The organism is Blastopirellula sediminis, assembly GCF_020966755.1.
Classification (GTDB): Bacteria; Planctomycetota; Planctomycetia; order Pirellulales; family Pirellulaceae; genus Blastopirellula; species Blastopirellula sediminis.
Genome location: NZ_JAJKFT010000010.1, coordinates 3,695,274 through 3,714,131, shown reverse-complemented (window position 1 = coordinate 3,714,131; position 18,858 = coordinate 3,695,274). Strand labels below are relative to the sequence as shown.

Genomic DNA, 18,858 nt, shown 5'->3' with positions numbered 1-18,858 from the left:
GACCGCGCATGGATCAACAGGATCAACTTGAAGAGCTGCTGGTCGAATGGGGCTTGCGACGGCAGCAAGGGGAAGAGATCTCACCTGAAGAACTTTGTCGCGATTGCCCAGAACTTGCCGCTGAACTTGCGGAACTGATCAGCGATTTGAAGGCGACGGATTGGATTGAGAAAGAAGAAGACACGGTCGTCAACTTCCTGAATCAGTCGGACAAGAGCACGCTCGTCACCCGCGGCGGCCTTTCGCCGCTTCCCCAGACCGGCATGGATCTCGCCGAGTTCCGCACGCGACTCGCAGATTCGGGACTGCTGACGCAGGACTCCATTTCGGAGCTCCAGCGTCTTTACCCTGCCCATGACGCCCACTCGTTCGCATCGCAACTGGTCGGCGAAAAAAAGCTGACGCTGTTTCAAGCGACTGTCCTGCTGCAGCGCAGAGACCTGCCGCTGGCCCTCGATCGCTACGTCTTATTGGATGAAATCGGCGCCGGCGGAATGGGCGCCGTTTTTAAGGCGCTGCATCAACGGATGGATCGAATCGTCGCCCTGAAGATTCTTCCGCAAGAGGCGCTCGACTCGCCTGACAAAATCAAACGTTTCCACCGCGAGGTAAAAGCGGCGGCACGCCTTGAACACCCCAACATCGTGACGGCGTTCGACGCCCATACCGACAAAGGGGTTCACTTTCTGGTGATGTCGTACGTCGACGGAACCGATCTGGCGAAGCTCGTTCGCCTCCAAGGTCCGCTTCCTCCCGCCAAGGCGTTCGACTACATCGCACAAGCCGCCCGCGGTCTGCAACACGCCCACAACATGGGGATTGTTCATCGCGACATCAAACCGGCGAACTTGCTGGTCGATCGGGAAGGGAACGTCAAGATTCTCGATATGGGCCTGGCTCGCATGGACGCGTCGCCGTCTCAACCGCAACCGGCCGAGTCGTTCGATCTGACGATGGCCGGCGCCGTAATGGGAACTGTCGCCTATCTGGCGCCGGAACAAGCGATCGACACCCGCGACGCCGACGCCCGCAGCGACATCTATTCGCTCGGCTGCACCCTCTATTATCTGTTGAAGGGGCGGCCAATTTTCATGGAAGACACCACCTACAAAATGCTGATCGCCCACCGAGAAAAGGAGGCTCCTGATCTGGAAGGGGATCGCTTTACGCCGCAAGTCAATCGGGTCTTCCACCGCATGGTCGCCAAGAAGCCGGAAGATCGCTACCAGAGCATGACGCAGCTGCTGGAAGACCTGGCGACGCTGGATATTCCTGAGTTTTCGCCCGTTCCTCACGAGTACCAAGCGCCGATCCCGACCGAGTTCGTCGAAACGGCGACGGCGATCGACACCAATCGCGACCTGACCGCAACGGCTCATCAACTCGCCCCTGCGCACAAGCAGCCGCGATGGCCCGTCGCGACGTTTTGCCTGCTCGCGCTGTTCGGCATGGCCCTCGCCGCCGGCTTCCTACTTAAGGTCAAGACGCCGCATGGCACGATCATCCTGGAGATCGACCAGCCCGAACTAGCCGGCGCCGAAGTCTTGGTCGATGACGAAAAGCGACTCACGATCAAGACCGGTCAAGGACAAGAGCCGGTGATCGTCAGCGCCGATCAAAAGACGCACAAGCTGAAGGTGGTGAAGGGGGGGTTCCAGACGTTTACGCAGGAGTTTCAGGTGGACGCCGCCAATGATCAAACGATCCGGGTCCACCTGGACCCGCTCGTGCAGGAAGTCGCTGCCAACGTCGCCCCCCCAGCGATGCCGACGACGGACTTGTCGGAATCGCCCGTCGCTTCCCAACCGTCCGATGCAAACGAGGATAACCCCCAGCGTCGTCTGGCCGAATCGATAATTCGCGGCGGAGGCAGAACCGTCGTCACCACCAGCGGCGGGACACGCTCTTTCGCCAACCTCGCCGATATTCGACCTGCCCGGTTCGCCGTCAGCGAAATCGAAATGATCGAATGCAAAGAGGCGACCGATGCCGATCTGGCTCCGGCAGCGCCGATCTACTCTCTCGAGACTTTATCCTTTCCGGGGACGCCGCTGACCGACCATGCGATGAAATCGATCAAGCATTCCGACGCGATCGACATGCTGTACCTGAGCGGCACAGAGATGAGCGCTGCTGGAGTATCCAGATTCGCCCAGTCGGAAAACGTAACGGCGTTGCGCGCATGGGGTTTTCCGATCAAGCCGACCGATGTTGTCGGGATGAAAGGGCTACGGCTGTATGAGGCGGACCAAGTTTTCGATGCCGAATCGGTCGCAGCGTTCGCTCAACTTCATAGCTTGCGGCGCATCTTCGCTACCGTAAACGAGTCGTCCGCCCCTGAATTGGCGAAGCTCGCGGGCCTAACGCACCTTCGCGACATCCGGATTGACGATGGCGTTTGCCAAGAAGAGGCGGCCATTGACGCTATTTCTCAACTGAAATCATTGCGGTACATCCAGCTGTGGGACAGCTTCACGAAAGAGGACGCGGCGCGGCTACAAGAGCTTCGACCTGATTTAGTCGTCATTTGTCCGGAAATTCCGGCTCGGGAAGATCAAAGCGAAATCGCTCAATGGGTCCTCGACAACGGCTCAACCTTACTAGTCTGGCCGATGGGAAAGGTGGACAAGGTTCCACAAGAGTCGTTTGCGATCGAAACGATTGTGATCGACAGCGCTAAACTTTCCGATGGCAAGCAGGCGGTCAACCTTAAGGGGACTATCGGGCTAAGCACGCTCCAATGGGATTTTGCGAAAAACGTCGACGACGCACTGGAAACGATAGGAACGTTCGACAGCTTAACGCAACTTGAAATGCGAAACGCAGACGTTACCGCCGCAGGCATGGCTCATGTCGCTAAGTTATCGGAACTGGAATACATCGATTTCAGGTATTGCACGTCCCTGCGGGACGATGCGATTCCTTTCCTCTCCAAACTGGAATTCGTTCGCCAGCTCCATCTCCGTGGAACGCCGATCACTGACGCGGCGTTCGCCTCGCTCGGCCAAATGCAGAGCCTAAGAATCCTTGATCTCGGGAATTGTCAGGAACTTACCGGCAGCGGACTTACGCATCTAAAGTCGCTCCCCCGTTTGCATCGACTCCAATTGGAGAGGACAAACCTCACCGACGAGGCGATTCCCTATCTCAGCGAGCTGAAGACGGTTCGAGTTCTGAACATCGCCAACACCAAGATCACCCCTGAAGGCGCCGCCAAACTGCAAGCTGCGATCCCGCAATGCGTTGTGCTGCACGAATCGCTCGACGATATCCCGTGGCGGTCGCCGGACGCCGTCAAGTCGCTTACGACGCCACCGGCGAAAGCGGACGCTGATCCCCATCGCCATTTGGCCGAGTCGATCATTCGCGGCGGGGGCCGAGCGTTGGTCGTTACCAGCACCGCGTCGCGACACTTGAGAAAGCCCGCCGACTTCCGGGAAGCGCGGTTCGCCGTTTGCGAAGTCAAGCTGATCGACTGCCCAGACGCGGTCGACGCCGATCTCGCTCCGGCGGAGCCGATCTATTCGCTCGACTCCTTAGAGTTCGCGTCGTCGCCGCTGACCGACGACGCCTTGGCCCACATCAAGCATTCCAGCGCGATCGAATCGCTTTATATCTCCCAAACCAAGTTAGACAAACCAGGCTTAGCCAGATTCGCGCAGTCGGAAAACGTCACGATAGCGCGTCTATCTGGGCTGCCGCTGAAGCCGAGCGACGTCGCCGGGATGAAACGACTCCGGGTCTATGAAGGAGACGTCACGTTCGATGCGGAGTCTATCGCAGCTCTATCCCAATTTAAGGATTTGCGGAGCTTATCCGCCGGCGAAAACGCCTTCTCGGGCGTCGAACTGGCGAAGCTTGCGGGACTGTCGCACCTTCGCGATATCTGGATTCGCAAAGGCCTGGACGAAGAAGCCGCCACCGCTTCGCTGATTCAGTTGAAATCGTTACGGCACATCAAGTTGGAGGAGACGTTTACCCCGGCAGGTGCGGCGCGACTGCAAGAGCTTCGCCCCGACGCGATCGTCATCCATCCGGAACTCCCCGCCCGCGAAGACCAAAGCAAGATCGCACAGTGGGTGCTCGACCAGGGAGGAGAGCTCGATCTTTCGTACAGCTGGCGCGCTGAACAGGTTCCCAGCGAATCGTTCGGTATTGGCATCCTCTTCCTCCCTCCAGCCAAGTTTCCGGACGGCGACGAGGCGATCCACCTGAAGGGGGCCATCGGCGTAAAAGCGTTGAATTGGTCCGCCGTCAAAGACGGGGACGTCGCCTTGGAAACGATCGGAACGCTGGACAGCCTGATTCAACTCGAAATGTCAGGAGCCGACATTTCCGCTGCCGGCATGGCCCACGTGGCGAAGTTAACGGAACTGGAATACGTCAATTTCAGCGATTGCAAATCGCTATCCGACGAAGCGCTTTCCAGCCTCTCCAAACTCGAGTTCGTTCGCTTGCTGAAACTTGGACATACGCCGATCACCGACGCAGGACTTATTCATCTGAGCGAAATGCCGAGTTTGCGAATTCTTGAACTCGCCAACTGCGAAGGGATTACCGGCAGCGGCCTAGCGCATCTCGCGTCGCTCCCCCGCTTGCATCGCCTTCACTTGGAAGGGACGAACGTCACCGACGAGGCGATCCCGCTTCTCAGCGAACTGAAAACGGTCCGCGTTCTGAATATCGCCAATACGCAGATCACGCCGGAAGGCGCCGCGCGGCTTCAAGCGGCGATTCCGAAGTGCGTCGTGCTGCACGAATCGCTTGATGATATTCCGTGGCGATCGCCGGATGACGCCGCAGAAGGTGCGACGTCGATGGAGCAGGCGGGAAAAGAAAGCTACGGTCTCTCCTTTGATGGCGAGGATGATTTTGTCGTCCTTGAAGACTTCCAGCTCGGCCCCCAATCAGACTCCGCACAAGAAGGCTATACGGTCGAAGGCTGGGTTTCGATCGCGGCCGCTTTGGAAACAAACCAGACCGCCTTCGACTTCCGCACTAACCAGATCAAAATCTCGGCCTATACCGACGCCAGCCCCAAAAATGTTTGGCGATCCGTCTCTCGCTCGATAGCTACCAGGGAAGGGGTCATTCCTGTTGGCGAAAGCGTTAAACTGAATCAGTTCGTTCATGTGGCCGGCGTCTGGGATGGAAAACGCCATACTTTCTTTATGAATGGAAAATTCTTTGGCGGGGATCGGCTAATAGCGGAAGCCTCGGACTCCAATATCGTCGCAAACCTCTACTTGGGGCGCAAACCGCCCCACGAAGGCGAAAACTTATTCAAAGGCGTCTTCCGTCAATTTCGCATCTCGCAAGGAGCCCGATATACGCAGGACTTTGTTCCCGACGAACGCTTTCAAGCGGACGAAGACACGCTGGTTCTCTACCGCTTTGACGAAGGTCATGGCGACGTGCTGAAAGATTCGTCCGGGCATGGCCATGATGCGAAAATCGAAGGGGCGACGTGGGTTAAAGTCGAGGATCACCTGCAGGAAACGAATTCGAGCAAGCCGTAGCCTCAAAACCGCCGAAAATCGAGAAAACTCGCTATCAAGGAGACTGCAAACTATATTTAGAAGAAGCCGCACCTTGATTTGACGCTCACGAAGGCTCTCGCAATGACGAAAATCGGCTTGGCCCTCTCCGGAGGCGGATTCCGAGCGACGCTGTTCCACCTCGGAATCCTTCGCTTCCTAAAAGACGTCAACTTGCTCCATCAAGTGACCGATATCGCTTCCGTCTCGGGCGGAAGCATTCTCGCGGCACATCTGACCCTGAATTGGCATCGCTATACCGGGTCCGACGACGACTTCGACGAAGCGGTCTCCGAAATCGTCCGCTTCGTGCAGTTTGACGTCCGCAATCATGTCGTCCGCCGCTTGCCGTTTCAGTACCCCGCGCGGGTTGCCGCCAAACTGACGCACTTTTCGCCGCGTCAGTTTACTCCCAACGCGATTCTGGAGAAGTGCTACGAGCGATATCTGTATGGCGATCGCTGCCTGTACGAACTTCCCGAGCAACCGATGCTCCACATGCTGGCGACAAGCGTCAGCAACGGCGGACTGACCGTCTTCAACCGGAACGGCGTCTATATCCAACAGCGCTGCGATCTTGGCGGCATTCGCTTTGAGTTTGTGGCGGGGCAGATGGCGAGCATTCCGCGGGTGGTCGGCGCTTCGAGCGCCTTTCCCGGCTTCTTCCCTCCCGTCGAGTTCACCGCCGCCGATCTTGGCGTGCGGGACGGCGAGTTCCCAACCGAGTACTTCACCGACGGCGGCGTTTACGACAACCTGGGGATTCGCGCGTTCTCTTGGCTGGAAGACGCCGGCAAAACGTTCGACGAGATCTACGTCAGCGACGCCGGCAAGCCGTTTCAGATTCTCAGCGACAACTCCCTCGGCTTCGTCGGCCAGTCGATCCGCGCTTCCGATATCTTATGGGATCGCGTTTGGCAGTTAGAACGAGAAAACTTCGGCAAGCAAACCGGCTTCATTTTTCTGCCGATCACCGACACCGTCGAAATGGATCAGGACCCCACGCTGCACCCTGTGGTTCAAGCCGAGGTCCAAACGATCCGCACCGACCTCGATCGTTTTTCGGACGAGGAAATCAACGCCCTCGCCCAGCATGGCTACGAAGTCGCGCGAAAGGCCTATCGTCAAACGCACCCCGGAGAAGCCGAAAAGGTTCCGTCCGGCGAAGGATGGGCGCCGATCCCGAACAAACGAGCGCCTGGCCCCCGACTAACTGGATCGGGCAACGGCTCCGCGGCCGCTGCGCCCCCAACCGCCGTCGCTCGGCGACTCCGCAACTCGGCGTTGCGCCGGGTTTGGTCGACTCTCTTTGATTGGCGCGATTGGACGTCGTACGTCTACATCGCGATCGCGATCTTCGTCTTCGGTTATTTGCCGTTTAAAGCGTACCAGTTCTACAAGCAATCGCAGACGCAGGCCCAAGTGATCGCGGCGATCTCCAGCGGCAACCCCGACATTCATGAGATCCTCGGCCTGCTCGATCGCAACCCGCTCGCCGACTGGCAGCCAGATCCGGTACTCGACGTTGACACGGAAAGCGACGTCAAGCCAGAAGCAGTCGAGTTCCTCGATCACAGTCGAATCATCGATCTCCGTCGCTGGAAACCGTTGGAGAAAAGGATCGAAGACCAAGGAGGGGTCTATATCAAAGATCGGATCAGTGTGGTCATTCCTGAAGACGCCAAGTTCGACCCCGACCAAGGGACCAAGGTCGTCTTCCGCTATCCTTCGTTATTCAAGGACGTCGAATTTCATCAGCCGGACCAAAGATTCGTCGCCGAAATCCGCAAGCTCTCGAAACCGGTCATGGACTATGGCGTCGAACGGTGGTCCTACGAGGTCGAGTACGACTTCAGCGACTTGCCGCGGGGAGAACCGGTCACGTTGACGCTCGAGATGTTCGTGCGACTGCCGGCTCCGGTTACCCGAGCGCCGTTCGCCACGCGGTTCAAGACCGACCTGGTCAGCGTTTGGATGCTCTTCCCCGAAGATCGACCGTACCAGAACTACGAACTGGTCAGTTACCCGATCGACAAATCGAAGCCGCCGACCGTGATGAATTCGCGCTACCGCATCAATCATCCTTACGGTTCGTTGATCGGCTGGTCGGTCGTCAATCCGGAAATTGGCTACATTTATGAGTGTCGCTGGACCAACGAATAGCGACTACGAACTTCGCGCTAGCCACGTCCGAATCGCCGAGGGCGAACCTTCGGCCGCGATCACTCCGTCGGGACGAACCAGGACGCCGGAATCGGCATGCAGTCCAAACGTGCTTTGAAAGTGTCGCTCCGGATCGCGGAAATCTTGGCCGAGTTGGCGGCATTGCAAAAGGGGATCGGTCGGCCATAGCGCAGGCTTCGCGTCGGCCATCAAGATCAACGTGTAGAAAACGCTTTCATGCTCGGGACGCAGCAGCTGAATCGAGCTGACGCTTTGGCCGTCGATTTCTATCGGTACGTCCGGCATCGTAACCCCGGGCTCGATCTTCCCTTCGCTTTCGCCGGAGAGCGAACTATTCAGATACTTGACGTCATCCTCGGCCAGGATCGACGTCACCATTTTGCGTACCGCCGGGATGTGCGTGACGATCGACTGAATCACATCCTGTACGCCCCGCGTCAGGCGATTCGTGTTCATCGTCATCCGCATCGCTCGGCCGCTGATCTTGATCACCCGCGCCGCGACTGGGTGACGTTCTTCCTGATACGTCTCAAGCAGGGAAGCGTCCGCTGCTCCTCGCATCACCAGAGCCGTTTTCCAGGCAAGATTGACCGCGTCTTGAATTCCGGTGTTCATTCCCTGGCCGCCGGCCGGACTATGAACGTGCGCCGCATCGCCCGCCAAAAAGACGTTGCCGTGCACATACTGCGAGACCTGACGCTCGTTGATGCGGAAGTCGGCCAGCCAATAGGCGTCGGTGATCTTCCACTGCAGACGAGTCCGCTCAATTAACGACGCTTGCAGATCGGCGATCGTCGGATCTTGCCGCGGCGTTTCCGGTCCAACCATGCCGGCTTCAACGAAGATGCGATAGCGCGTGTCGGTAATCGGGAAGAGTTGGAGACTCCCTTGATCGGAGTTGGTCGAATAGAGCCAGCCGTGCGAGAGCGCACGCTCCCGCGCGTCGCGCGGCGTGTGCGGATTGACCCCATCTTTGACGTTGACCTCGATATCGCCGAGAAGCCACCGCTGGGCGACCGATTCGCCGGCGAAGTCGAGCCCCAGACCATGCCGGACGGTCGAGTGCGCCCCGTCGCAGCCGAACAAGTACGGCGTCTCGACGCATTCCGTGCCCTGCGGCGTCTTCAGCTGACAGAGAACGCGATCCCCCTTCCGCTCAAACGACTCCAGACAAGTCTCACGCTCGATGATGACGCCTCGCTTCTCCAAGGCGTCGATCAATGACGCTTCCACGTTCGATTGCGGAATCAGCAACCCCGGCGGCAGGACGTGCCCGGAATTGTCGAGCGTCATCGTGGCGTGATAGGCGCCTTGGTCGAAGAAATGGAGTCCCTTGGGAACCATTCCTTGTCCGAGCCACGTCTCGTAAGGGATCGCCGGGTCCAGGTTGATCAGCGATCGCCGCCAGAGAACGAGCGCTTTCGAGAGAGTCGTCGGAGCGTCGTTGCGGTCGATGATCCGTAACGGGACATTGAAGCGAGAAAGGGTCAACGCCGCGGCCAGTCCGACCGGGCCTGCGCCCACGACGAGAAGGGGAGAATCCATCGAACGCTCCATCGTATCAGGAAAGGAAATCTCATCGCCTACCGGCCTGCCCGCCACGCGACTCCGATTGTATCGACTTTCCTTGATCCGACCAATCGCAAGCGATGCGTTCCCCTGACGCAAAAACGGGAAGAGCAACAGCTCTCCCCGTCTATCTTGCGATCGCTAATGAATCGTCTCGACTACGGCACGATGGTTCGCAGCGTATTGAGCACCGGTTGTCCCGGCACGCGAACTTCCGTTCCGCCGTAGGGAGAATAGAACTGGTAGGTCGGTCGTCCGTAGATGATCGGCTGCGGCGACCCATAATACGGCGAATAGACGCGAACCGGCGTCGGTGCGTAATATCGCGTGACAGGCACGGCGCTTGGCGGCGTGTAAATGATCGGCGTCGGAGCGCCGTAATAGTAAGTCGTGACCGTCTGGGCCATCGCCGCCGCCGGAATCATCAACAAACCGAACGCGACCAATTGGATTATGCGATTTCTCATTGTTCGTCTCCTTGTACTGAGGAAGGCACAGTCCCTCGAGAACGGCGAGCGTTTGGCGTCAGGCTCGAGCAACCGTAACGCGAGCTTACTTTTGCAAACAACGTGCCGATTCCGTAAGTCCTAATCAAACAAGCGACTTCCTATCGAACGCATAGCGCCGGCGGTTAACGCTCGATCATGGTGACGTCCAAACGGCCAATACCAGCAGGTCAGCATATCTAATTCCCTCGATCGGAAGATATTTCAAAGGACTCGTCGATACGATTCGCTTGATTCGTTTCGCGCCGAATTTTTTCGCTCGGAACATTTCCGAGCAAGTCATCGCATTCTCCTCTTCGCAGCGCAATTCGCAACGTGCTGGCACGCAAGTCGCATTCTCCGTCGCACGCATCCTGGGCTATGCAGACGAGATACCGCAGGGGCAACTTGCGACGCTTACGAAGGAGATATCGAGGATGGAGATCATCAAACGCCTATGGAACGACGAAGCCGGGTTTATCATTTCGGTCGAGCTCATTTTGATCGCGACCATTTTAGTGATCGGACTTCTGGTGGGGCTCGTGACGATTCGTGACTCGATCACGGGAGAGCTCTCCGACGTCGGCGGCGCCATCGGCGATCTGAATCAGTCGTACGTGATCTATGGAATCACTGGCCCCTCGGCCGCCGTCTCCGGCAGCGGGTTCGCCGACAACGCAGATACCAACGATTCGCCGGGAGATCCGCCTGGCTTGATGGACAACTGCATCGTCGTGGCGCCGACCGTCGGCAACGAATCGGGAGTCGCCCCCACTCCCAACGGATAAGCTTTCGCAACGGCAAGACACAAAAAAACAGCGACAAGTCAGGCGATGCCAACTCGTCGCTGTCGTTTTATTTTGCAGCACAAGGAGATCTATTTGCTGATCGCTTCCCAATCGGGAGCTTCCGTCAGTACCGCGTCGTACTTCGCTTGCAGTTGCTTTTTCATGCGAGCGACCAGTTCCGGCTTTTCCGCCGCCAGATCGTGCTTTTCGGCCAGGTCGTCATTCAGGTTGTAAAGCTCCAGCGTCGAGAGCTTCGCCTGCTTGATCGCCTGTGAAAGTTCCGGGCGAAAATTGCCGCCGGCCTTCTTGGTGCCGAGATCAACATGGGCGACCAGTTTCCAATCGCCAACCCGCATCGCCACCTTGGCCGGTCCAATGGCGTTGTAGTAATGCCAGAAGAGCGGGGCAGGGCGGTCCACTTTTTCTCCCTGAAGCGACTTTGCGAAGCTGGCGCCATCGAGCGCACGATCGGTCGGCGCCGCGACGCCGGCCAGTTCGCAGAGGGTCGGCAAAATGTCGAGCCCGCAGATCGGTTCGTCACTTTCGGCTCCTGGTTTGATGTGCCCCGGGAAACGAACGATGTCGGGAACGCGAATTCCCCCTTCATAAATATGCAGCTTCATCCCGCGCAGCGGACCGGGCGAACCGTGCGAACGCCAGGCGCTCGGATAACGATCGAGCGTCTCCGGTCCGTTGTCGCTGGTGAAGAAGACGAACGTGTTGTCAGTCAACTTCAATTCGTCGACCGCTTTCATCAAGCGACCGACGGCGCGGTCCATGTTCTCGACGTTGGCGTAGTAGAGGGCTTCCCCCTTTTTCTTTGCGTCACCGTAGTGCGTGACCAGTTCGTCCGGCGAAGCGATCGGCTCGTGCGGTTCATGAAAACAGACGAACGCAAAGAAGGGCTTGTCGGCGTCGCGGCCGGTTTTCAACCACTGGATCGCCTCGTCGGCGACGACCTGGCACGAGTAACCCTGTTGCTCGCCGACCGCTTTCCCGTTGCGGACGAAGTTGTTCGGGTTTTCATGCGTCGGAGCCGCGTTGTTTTGGGTGCTGAACCAATGATTGAATCCTTGGTCCCCAGGCTGCGGCTGCTGGTCGCTATTGAACTTGCCGTTCAAGTGCCACTTGCCGACGTGGCACGTGTCGTACCCCGCGTCTTGCAGCAGCGAAGCGACCGTCTTCTCGCTCTGCCGGACGTGCATGACATTGCCGGCCGGAATCCAGTCGTAAACGCCGATACGGCTCGGCGTGCGTCCCGTCATCAAGCCGGCTCGCGACGACGAACAAACCGGCGCCGACGAATAACAAGCGGTCAAACGCATTCCCTGCTTGGCGAGTACGTTCAAGTTGGGCGTCTGAATCGTCTGGTTGCCGTAACAGCCAAGATCGCCGTACCCCAGATCATCGCACAAGATGACCAAAAAGTTAGGGCGATCTTCCTTGGCGAAAGCGGTCGCGACCGTCGACAGGACCAGAACCAGTCCCAAGGCGAACCTTCGCATTAGTTCTTTCCTTTCGCGTTGTTCTTCTTCGCCTTCGGCTCAGGGAACTTCCAGCTGTCGCTCGGCGTGTAGGCCGCGGCCATCAGCTTGGTCATCTCCGCCACTTTCTCCGGATTGTCAGCGGCCAGATCATGCTCTTCGCCCAGATCGTTCTTCAGGTTGTAGAGACGAACCGGCGTATTGATCGGCTGCTGAATCGCTTTCCAGTCGCCCAGGCGAACCGCTTGAGCGCCGCCCCCTTCGTAGAACGCCCAGTAGAGATAATCGTGCTGTTTCTGGGTTCCCATGCCGGTCAGGGTCGGCAGGAACGAAATCCCATCGATGTCGCTGGGCACCTTATCGCTGTCGCCGGCGACGGCGGCCAAGGTCGGCATCACGTCCCAAAAGGCGCCGGCGAAATCCGATTCGCTGCCGGCTTTGACATGACCCGGCCAGCGGACGATCGTCGGAACGCGAATGCCCCCTTCGTGCAAGCTTCGTTTGATTCCTTGCAGCGGACCGTTGGAGTCAGCGAAGTCGGGATCGTTCCCCCCTTCACGATGCGGACCGTTGTCCGACGTGAAGATCACCAGCGTGTTGTCGTCGATGCCGTCCGCCTTCAACTTGGCGAACAACTTGCCCAGATCGCGATCCATCCGCGAGATCATCGCCGCATGTCCCTTTTGCGGTTCGGGCCAATCTTTGTTGGCGTAGTCGCCATAGTCGGGAACTTCCATTCCCTCTTTGCCCGCTTCATTGTTGGCGTGCGGAATGGTGAGCGCGAGATAAAGAAAGAAGGGAGCGTCTTTCTTCGCGGCGCCATCGATCCACTTCATCGCTTCGTCCATGCATAGGTCGTGCGAGTAGTCGACTTTCTCCTTCGCGATCCCTTGTCCCCATTGGCCTTCTTTCAGCGGGACGTTCTTCAGCGGAAAGCGTTCTTCGTTCCGCATCAGATAGGTCGGATAGTAGTTGTGAGCGTGCGTCTGATCGAGATAGCCGAAGAAGTAGTCAAATCCTTGTCGCGTCGGCACACCGGTCGAGCCTTCATGCCCCAAACCCCATTTGCCGATCAGCGCCGTTTGATAGCCGGCCTCTTTCAAAACCTTGGCGACCGTGACATCGCTGGGACGCAGGTTGTCTTTGGCGTTGCCGCGAATGAAGCAATGCCCCGTGTGCAAACCCGTCATCAAGACGCAGCGCGACGGAGCACAGACCGTGCAGCCGGCGTAAAAGTTGGTCAGCCGCATCCCTTCACGAGCCATTTCATCCAGGTTCGGCGTCGCGATCTTCTGCTGTCCGAAACAGCCCAGATCGCCGTACCCCAGGTCATCGGCCATGATAAAGATAATGTTCGGCTTCTCGGCGGCGTTGGCGGCCGTCGCGCCGGCAAGAAGGACAAGTGCGCAGAACGCAATCGAGCGCAGTTGGTGCATGCTTCGACTCTCCGAATCGAGGACAAGAGGGTGTTAGGTGGGTACTCCTAAAATAGTCGAAGTTCTCCCGGTTTTTTAGTGCCCGGGGCCCATTCCGGCCGTTTTCTCACCGGTTTTCTGCGTTCAGCCGAGATTTGACGAATCGTCGAGCGGCAACTCCATTGCGAAGTTGGTCAGCAATTCGCCATTTAGCGCGACCTGCCGCTCTTCGACAACGCGAAAACCCTTCTTCTCAAACACAGGTCGGGCGCAGTGCGACGCTTCGACGAAGACTCTCAGCAGACCGGCAGCCACGCAATTCTCGATCGCCAAGTCGACCAGCGCGGAAGCGATTCCCTTGCGGACTTCCTCGGGATGGACGTACATGCAGTCGATATGTCCATCGTCATCCAGTTCCAGAAAACCAGCGACGCGTCCCTCACTTACATAGACGTAGGGACGCTTCTGTTCGCAGCGAGTTTTCCAGTGCTCTGGATTCGGCCGCTTGTCCGACCAGGCGGCGCACTGCGCCGGCGTGTAGACCTCCGACGCGACCTCATGAATCGCCCGGGTGAAGATTTCGGCGATCGCCGTGTGATCGCCTGGTTCGTACCGCCGAATCATTTTGAATCCTGCGAAGCGGAACCGGCGGACTCTTCGTCGCTCGACTTGTCCGGTTGTTGCAAGCGTTGCCAATGAATCCGCGCAACGTCCCCCATGTACGAATTCATCGCCCCCGTAGCGGTCTTCTGCAAATCGGGACTCGCCGCTCGTTTGAGAAACGGCTTCGCCTTCGCATCATCTCCGATCGCTTCGTAGTAGAGCCCGAGATAGAGATCGGCGTAAAACCGGCGGCCGGCTCGCTCCGCTTCGCTGGCTTCTCCGGCTTCCACTGCCTTCAGCACCTCTTCCTCGGTCGCAGCGCCCCGATAGAAGCGGTGCAGCGTCATCATCGGGATCCGGCCATCGCCTTCGATCGGCAACAGTTCGGCCTGAGCTTTGTCGACGCCGTCCGCTTGAGCCATACAAAGGAATCGCCAGGCCGCGTTCTCAACGTCGTTGCTCAGATACTTCTGATAGAGGGCGAACTGATCGGCGCCTTCTTGAAACCGGCCGGCATAGTAGAGCGTGATGCCTCGTTCCCACAGCTTCGGCTTCTCGGCGGGATGGAGCTCGGCGTATTTGTCGAAGTCGGCGGCCGACTTGGCGATCTGGCCGATCCGAAACTCCTCTCGCCCGCGAACATAATAGAGAAACGTAATCCCATCCGGCTGCGGATTACTCTCGAGGGCCTTGGTCGCCAGTTCGACCGCTTTCGCGCTGTCGCCACGCGACGCGGCGACGCGAGCCTGAAAAGCGAACTCTATGGCCGTATCGTCCTGGGCGATCAATCGGGACGAAGCGAAGAGGACGGGGAAGAGCAGCAACAAGCGAATCAGGTAACGCATCGCAAAATCCAAGCTGGAGAAGTCGATCGCCGTAAATCAGGCTCTCGATTTTTCCAGCTTTCGTACGGCGTTGTCAATCAAGCGTTGAATCGGCTTGCGACGTACCCGCAGTTGCGCCTCGTCCGAGAGGCACCACCGCCGCCGGAATTCTTCGCTCCGTCCCCAGATCGAGTATTCGACATCGACCCGCAGCAGGTAAGCGCGGATACGCCCAGGCTCTTCGTTGCGCGAAGTCGGAAACTCGTCGATTGGATCGGGAAAACGGAACGAACATCCCAGCCCCAAATCGGCGGCGAAGAGACGGAGCAAATGCTCAGTATCCGTCGTCTGGTGAGGCGTCATATGAAATCCCCACCGCGCCCCATTCGAACTTGAACTGAGACAAAAGAAGGGCCCCCGGCTCGTCATGCGGTAGGGGACTCCGCACAGAAAAACAGGCTGCTTCGGCATTCCATCCCTTGGGGCGAAACAAGTCGAACTCGAGTTGGGAGTGATGCCACGAGAGTAGGACATACCACCCTAAGAGGTTCCCCTCTGAAATAGTAATACGCAAACGTTTGTTTCGACAAGCGGGAGGGCAATTTTTCAGAACTTCATGCACAAAACTTTCGATTCTCGCCATAAACGCCACATTGTGGCCGAAGTATGGCGAGCTATCGATCTTTGCGCTCTTTGTGCATTGCCAGCACTAATCACCTTGGCTCGCTTCGGTTTACGGAGATCGAAGCTTCTCACAATGAAGAGCTATTCTCAAATTGAGACACCCAGGCGAGGGTTCGACTGCCAATTCCGGCGTGCTATCAAGCGAAAAAGAAAAATCGCAACTACCTTCGCAATAAAGAGTTGCGATTAGATCACGCGGTGCGATTGAAAATTTTTCCATCATTGGCCCTCGGCTTGCATTTGTACTGGTTAGGCAAACGCGAGACGCCGCGATCAAGGCGAACGCGAGCCGAACTCCCCCCTTGAATTAGCGAAGAACGCACAAGTCCAGCGACCACTGGAAGGAACCCAAAACATGTTGATTCTGAGCCGTAAGATTGGAGAAACCATCCACGTAGGCGACAACGTCACGATCGTAATCAATCGAATCTCGGGGAACCGAGTCACCGTCGGCATCGACGCCCCCAACCAAGTTCGCATTCTGCGTGGCGAAGTCATCGAATCGGACGAACAGCCGCATGCCGAAGAGCATGCCTGCCTAACCCAGGAAGTGCTGCTAACGGGCACGCATTGAATAGCACCGCGGCTCAATCAGCCGCGCAACACCGAGCAATCTCCAGACAAATGACCCGGCAGAGGTGGAAGCCGGGTCATTTGCGTTCTTGACGCAGCAGCGGGATCTACCCACCGGCAACTTCGCGCACCACTTCGACGGCGCGTGCCAACTCCGCTTCGTCTGCCAACAATACCGGGTGATGCAGCGTGATCGTCGCTTCGGCCGCCCGACGCGCTTCCGGCAACTGTCCCAATTTGCGACACCACGAATCGGGCCGCTTGGCGAAACCTCGAAAGCCAGCGTCGATCGCGACTCCCGCCGACTGCAAGCGAGCACATGTCGCTTCCCGCGCTGCCGGATCGGCCAGGTACCAGCCAACCTTGTAATAGACAGGGCTATCGTCGCACGGCGGCGGAGAGTTCCACGCCGTAGAATTCTTCGTCGCGTCGCGCAGTCGCGCTACGGCGGCGGCTCGTCGCTGGTTCCGTGCGTCGAGCTTCTCCAATTGCGGCAATAAAACCGCAGCCTGCAGTTCGCTGAGCGGAAACGCATGGTTTCCCCGCTCGCAGAAGACCTTCGCTCGCTGGAACACATCGGGTCGTGAGGTGACGATCGCTCCGCCTCGCCCTGCGGTCAACAACTTGCTGCCGCCGAAACTCAGCGTCCCGACATCTCCCCAAGTTCCCGCTTTGCGTCCGCCGATCACCGCCCCCGGCGACTGACAGGCGTCTTCCACTACCTGCAACTGATGTCGCTGGGCGATTTCCATCACCGCCGGCATGTCGGCGAGATCGCCATGCAGATGCGAAACGAGGACTGCCTTCGTTTCCGGCGTGACCGCCGCTTCGAGCTGACTGACGTCGATCCGCCAACAATTGGGCTCGATGTCCACGAGCGCCGGGCGTAAGCCAGCCGCTTGAATCGCCCGAAAATTGCCCGCGAAGTCATACGCCGCCAGCAACACCTCGGCGCCTTCCGGCAAGTTCAATGCTCGCAACGCGATCTCGACCGCAATCGTGCCCGACGCACAGCTAAAAGCATGCGGCACGCCAAAGTACTGGGCCAGTTCCGCTTCCAATCGCGGAACATGCGGCCCATGATACTTACCCCAACTGCCGTCGGCGTACGCGGCCAACAGCGCATCGCGTACGTCGTCATCTTCTAGCGGCCAGAGGGGAGATTGCGGCGAGTCCGAATCGCTCACGGAACCGCCCACCACGCGTCGAGCTTCGCCTGGAGTCGCTTGACCACTTCCGGCTGCTGGGCGGCCAGGTTGTTCTCTTCCGTCGGGTCTTTCTCGACGTTGAACAACTCGATCTTCACGTTCGGTTCGTTGGGAGCGTACGGCACGATTAACTTCCACGGCCCTTCGATCACCCAGCGGAACATCAGGCTTTTCGCCGGATCGTCCATCGCGCGGATGTCATGCTCCAGGATCTCGCCATAGATCGTATCGCGGGCGTCGACCGCTTTGGCGTCGAGCAGGTTAATCCCTTCCATCTCCGGCAACTTCTCAATGCCGACCGCGGCCAACACCGTCGGGACGATGTCGATCGAGCTGGCGAGCTGCGTCGTGTTCATCTGAGGCGACATATGACCAGGCCAACGAATCATGATCGGCGTGCGAGTTCCCCCTTCGTACTGCGAGCGTTTCGAGCGGGGAGCGTACTTGCTTTCGTTCTCGAGATTGATCCAGCCGTTATCGCAGATGTAAATCACGATCGTGTTGTCCGACAGCTTCTCTTCGTCGAGGAAGTCGAGCAGCTGGCCGCACGTTTCGTCGAACCACTCGCACATCGCCCAATACTTGGCGATCGGCAGGCTCTTGGTCTTGTCGCTATACTTGGCCAGCAGACGTTCCGGCGGAGTATGCGGCGTGTGCGGCATGATCGGAGCGTACCAGAGGAAGAACGGCTTGTTGTCCGCTTTCGCTTCACGCACGAAGTCGTAAATCGGCTTCAGTCCGGTCCGGCCGATCTTCAATCCTTCATCGCCATGTCGACCTCCGCGAGTGATGTCGCCGTGCGTCATCCCCTGGTCGAAACCGCCGCGCGAGAAGTTTCCTTCCCACCATTTGCCGGTCTGCAGCGAGACGTACCCTTTTTCCCGCTTCAGGATCTCGGGCAGCTTCGGCATCTTGTCGATGTGCTGCAGATAGTCGTTGCGAGTGCCGGTTTGATACGGAGCCGAGGGATCTCCCTTCGCCGTCTTCGGCGGATCGTTACCAACGACCCCATGTTGATGGGCATAGAGGCCGGAGATGATCGTCGCTAGCGACGGTCGGCACAAGCTGTCCGGCACATAGCCGCGGGTATAGGTGAGCGACTGGTGAGCCAAGCGGTCGAGATTGGGGGTCTGGATCGACTTATGTCCCATGAAGGAATAGTCGCCCCAGCCTTGATCGTCAGACAGGATCAAGACGATGTTTGGCGGGGTATCGGCCGCAGCGGCCCAGCTGCAAACAACCGCAGCTAGCAACAATGCGCGGAAGCAATGATAGAAGTGCATGAAAATCCTCATCGGGGTGGGGAGTTTGCCTTGACTTGGGGTGGGCAGACTTCGTATTGTCCCTCGACAAAACTACCGAGTCCAGTTCTCTTCTGGGATTTCCGCTAGAGATGGGGGGTAGCGGATCGATGGAAACGCCGCACCAACGACAATTCGTACGCTGTATTCTCGCCATTGGCCTGTTCGCCTTGTTGCTAACGACCACCGGCTGCGCTGGCGAT

Annotated in this window: 13 protein-coding genes; 4 read left to right on the top strand and 9 right to left on the bottom strand. The window is 58.2% G+C overall.

Features of this window, described 5'->3' with window-relative positions:
* Nucleotides 1–8 precede the first annotated feature (8 nt).
* Nucleotides 9–5,519, top strand: coding sequence for a protein kinase domain-containing protein (locus LOC68_RS26740; RefSeq protein WP_230224868.1), 5,511 nt, complete (start codon nt 9–11; stop codon nt 5,517–5,519).
* 102 nt (nt 5,520–5,621) lie between these two features.
* Entirely contained in the window at nt 5,622–7,700 is a 2,079-nt protein-coding gene (locus LOC68_RS26735; protein WP_230224867.1) for a patatin-like phospholipase family protein, read from the top strand.
* A 3-nt stretch (nt 7,701–7,703) separates the two neighbouring features.
* On the opposite strand, the gene LOC68_RS26730 is transcribed toward LOC68_RS26735, so the two are convergent.
* Together LOC68_RS26730 and LOC68_RS26725 are read right to left on the bottom strand one after the other, a co-directional pair.
* Nucleotides 7,704–9,266 (bottom strand): FAD-dependent monooxygenase, encoded by a 1,563-nt coding sequence (locus LOC68_RS26730; RefSeq protein WP_230224866.1) that lies wholly within the window; start codon nt 9,264–9,266, stop codon nt 7,704–7,706.
* Between the two features lie 182 nt (nt 9,267–9,448).
* On the bottom strand, nt 9,449–9,757 hold the full coding sequence (locus tag LOC68_RS26725) for a hypothetical protein (RefSeq protein WP_230224865.1): 309 nt from the start codon (nt 9,755–9,757) through the stop codon (nt 9,449–9,451).
* Between the two features lie 455 nt (nt 9,758–10,212).
* Here LOC68_RS26725 and LOC68_RS26720 point away from each other — a divergent pair, with 455 nt between their 5' ends.
* Nucleotides 10,213–10,563: a Flp family type IVb pilin gene (locus tag LOC68_RS26720; RefSeq protein WP_230224864.1), complete on the top strand. Its 351-nt coding sequence runs from the start codon at nt 10,213–10,215 to the stop codon at nt 10,561–10,563.
* Nucleotides 10,564–10,652: 89 nt separating this feature from the next.
* Here LOC68_RS26720 and LOC68_RS26715 read toward each other — a convergent pair whose 3' ends face one another.
* The 5 genes from LOC68_RS26715 to LOC68_RS26695 all read right to left on the bottom strand — a co-directional run bounded on the left by LOC68_RS26715 (nt 10,653) and on the right by LOC68_RS26695 (nt 15,252).
* The gene (locus LOC68_RS26715; protein WP_230224863.1) at nt 10,653–12,068 is read right to left on the bottom strand and encodes a sulfatase; all 1,416 of its coding nucleotides are present in this window, start codon (nt 12,066–12,068) and stop codon (nt 10,653–10,655) included.
* A complete protein-coding gene (locus tag LOC68_RS26710) occupies nt 12,068–13,483 on the bottom strand; it encodes an arylsulfatase (protein ID WP_230224862.1) in 1,416 nt (471 codons plus the stop codon). The genes LOC68_RS26715 and LOC68_RS26710 overlap by 1 nt, the downstream gene beginning before the upstream one ends.
* Before the next feature lie 123 nt (nt 13,484–13,606).
* A complete protein-coding gene (locus LOC68_RS26705; protein ID WP_230224861.1) occupies nt 13,607–14,086 on the bottom strand; it encodes a GNAT family N-acetyltransferase in 480 nt (159 codons plus the stop codon).
* Entirely contained in the window at nt 14,083–14,910 is an 828-nt protein-coding gene (locus LOC68_RS26700; RefSeq protein WP_230224860.1) for a tetratricopeptide repeat protein, read from the bottom strand. Before LOC68_RS26700 ends, LOC68_RS26705 begins: the two co-directional genes overlap by 4 nt.
* A 36-nt stretch (nt 14,911–14,946) precedes the next feature.
* The gene (locus tag LOC68_RS26695; protein ID WP_230224859.1) at nt 14,947–15,252 is read right to left on the bottom strand and encodes a hypothetical protein; all 306 of its coding nucleotides are present in this window, start codon (nt 15,250–15,252) and stop codon (nt 14,947–14,949) included.
* Nucleotides 15,253–15,928: 676 nt separating this feature from the next.
* Here LOC68_RS26695 and LOC68_RS26690 point away from each other — a divergent pair.
* Entirely contained in the window at nt 15,929–16,147 is a 219-nt protein-coding gene (locus tag LOC68_RS26690) for a carbon storage regulator (RefSeq protein WP_230224858.1), read from the top strand.
* 106 nt (nt 16,148–16,253) lie between these two features.
* Here LOC68_RS26690 and LOC68_RS26685 read toward each other — a convergent pair whose 3' ends face one another.
* On the bottom strand, nt 16,254–17,333 hold the full coding sequence (locus tag LOC68_RS26685) for a DegT/DnrJ/EryC1/StrS family aminotransferase (protein ID WP_230224857.1): 1,080 nt from the start codon (nt 17,331–17,333) through the stop codon (nt 16,254–16,256).
* The gene (locus LOC68_RS26680) at nt 17,330–18,637 is read right to left on the bottom strand and encodes a sulfatase family protein (protein WP_230224856.1); all 1,308 of its coding nucleotides are present in this window, start codon (nt 18,635–18,637) and stop codon (nt 17,330–17,332) included. Before LOC68_RS26680 ends, LOC68_RS26685 begins: the two co-directional genes overlap by 4 nt.
* Nucleotides 18,638–18,858: the final 221 nt, after the last annotated feature.

What these genes read in the sequence shown, in the direction of transcription:
- LOC68_RS26705 (WP_230224861.1), bottom strand. Translation starts at nt 14,086, where the DNA reads ATGATTCGGCGGTACGAACCAGGCGATCACACGGCGATCGCCGAAATC.
- LOC68_RS26720 (WP_230224864.1), top strand. Translation starts at nt 10,213, where the DNA reads ATGGAGATCATCAAACGCCTATGGAACGACGAAGCCGGGTTTATCATT.
- LOC68_RS26725 (WP_230224865.1), bottom strand. Translation starts at nt 9,757, where the DNA reads ATGAGAAATCGCATAATCCAATTGGTCGCGTTCGGTTTGTTGATGATT.
- LOC68_RS26740 (WP_230224868.1), top strand. Translation starts at nt 9, where the DNA reads ATGGATCAACAGGATCAACTTGAAGAGCTGCTGGTCGAATGGGGCTTG.
- LOC68_RS26710 (WP_230224862.1), bottom strand. Translation starts at nt 13,483, where the DNA reads ATGCACCAACTGCGCTCGATTGCGTTCTGCGCACTTGTCCTTCTTGCC.
- LOC68_RS26735 (WP_230224867.1), top strand. Translation starts at nt 5,622, where the DNA reads ATGACGAAAATCGGCTTGGCCCTCTCCGGAGGCGGATTCCGAGCGACG.
- LOC68_RS26690 (WP_230224858.1), top strand. Translation starts at nt 15,929, where the DNA reads ATGTTGATTCTGAGCCGTAAGATTGGAGAAACCATCCACGTAGGCGAC.
- LOC68_RS26715 (WP_230224863.1), bottom strand. Translation starts at nt 12,068, where the DNA reads ATGCGAAGGTTCGCCTTGGGACTGGTTCTGGTCCTGTCGACGGTCGCG.
- LOC68_RS26680 (WP_230224856.1), bottom strand. Translation starts at nt 18,637, where the DNA reads ATGCACTTCTATCATTGCTTCCGCGCATTGTTGCTAGCTGCGGTTGTT.
- LOC68_RS26695 (WP_230224859.1), bottom strand. Translation starts at nt 15,252, where the DNA reads ATGACGCCTCACCAGACGACGGATACTGAGCATTTGCTCCGTCTCTTC.
- LOC68_RS26700 (WP_230224860.1), bottom strand. Translation starts at nt 14,910, where the DNA reads ATGCGTTACCTGATTCGCTTGTTGCTGCTCTTCCCCGTCCTCTTCGCT.
- LOC68_RS26730 (WP_230224866.1), bottom strand. Translation starts at nt 9,266, where the DNA reads ATGGATTCTCCCCTTCTCGTCGTGGGCGCAGGCCCGGTCGGACTGGCC.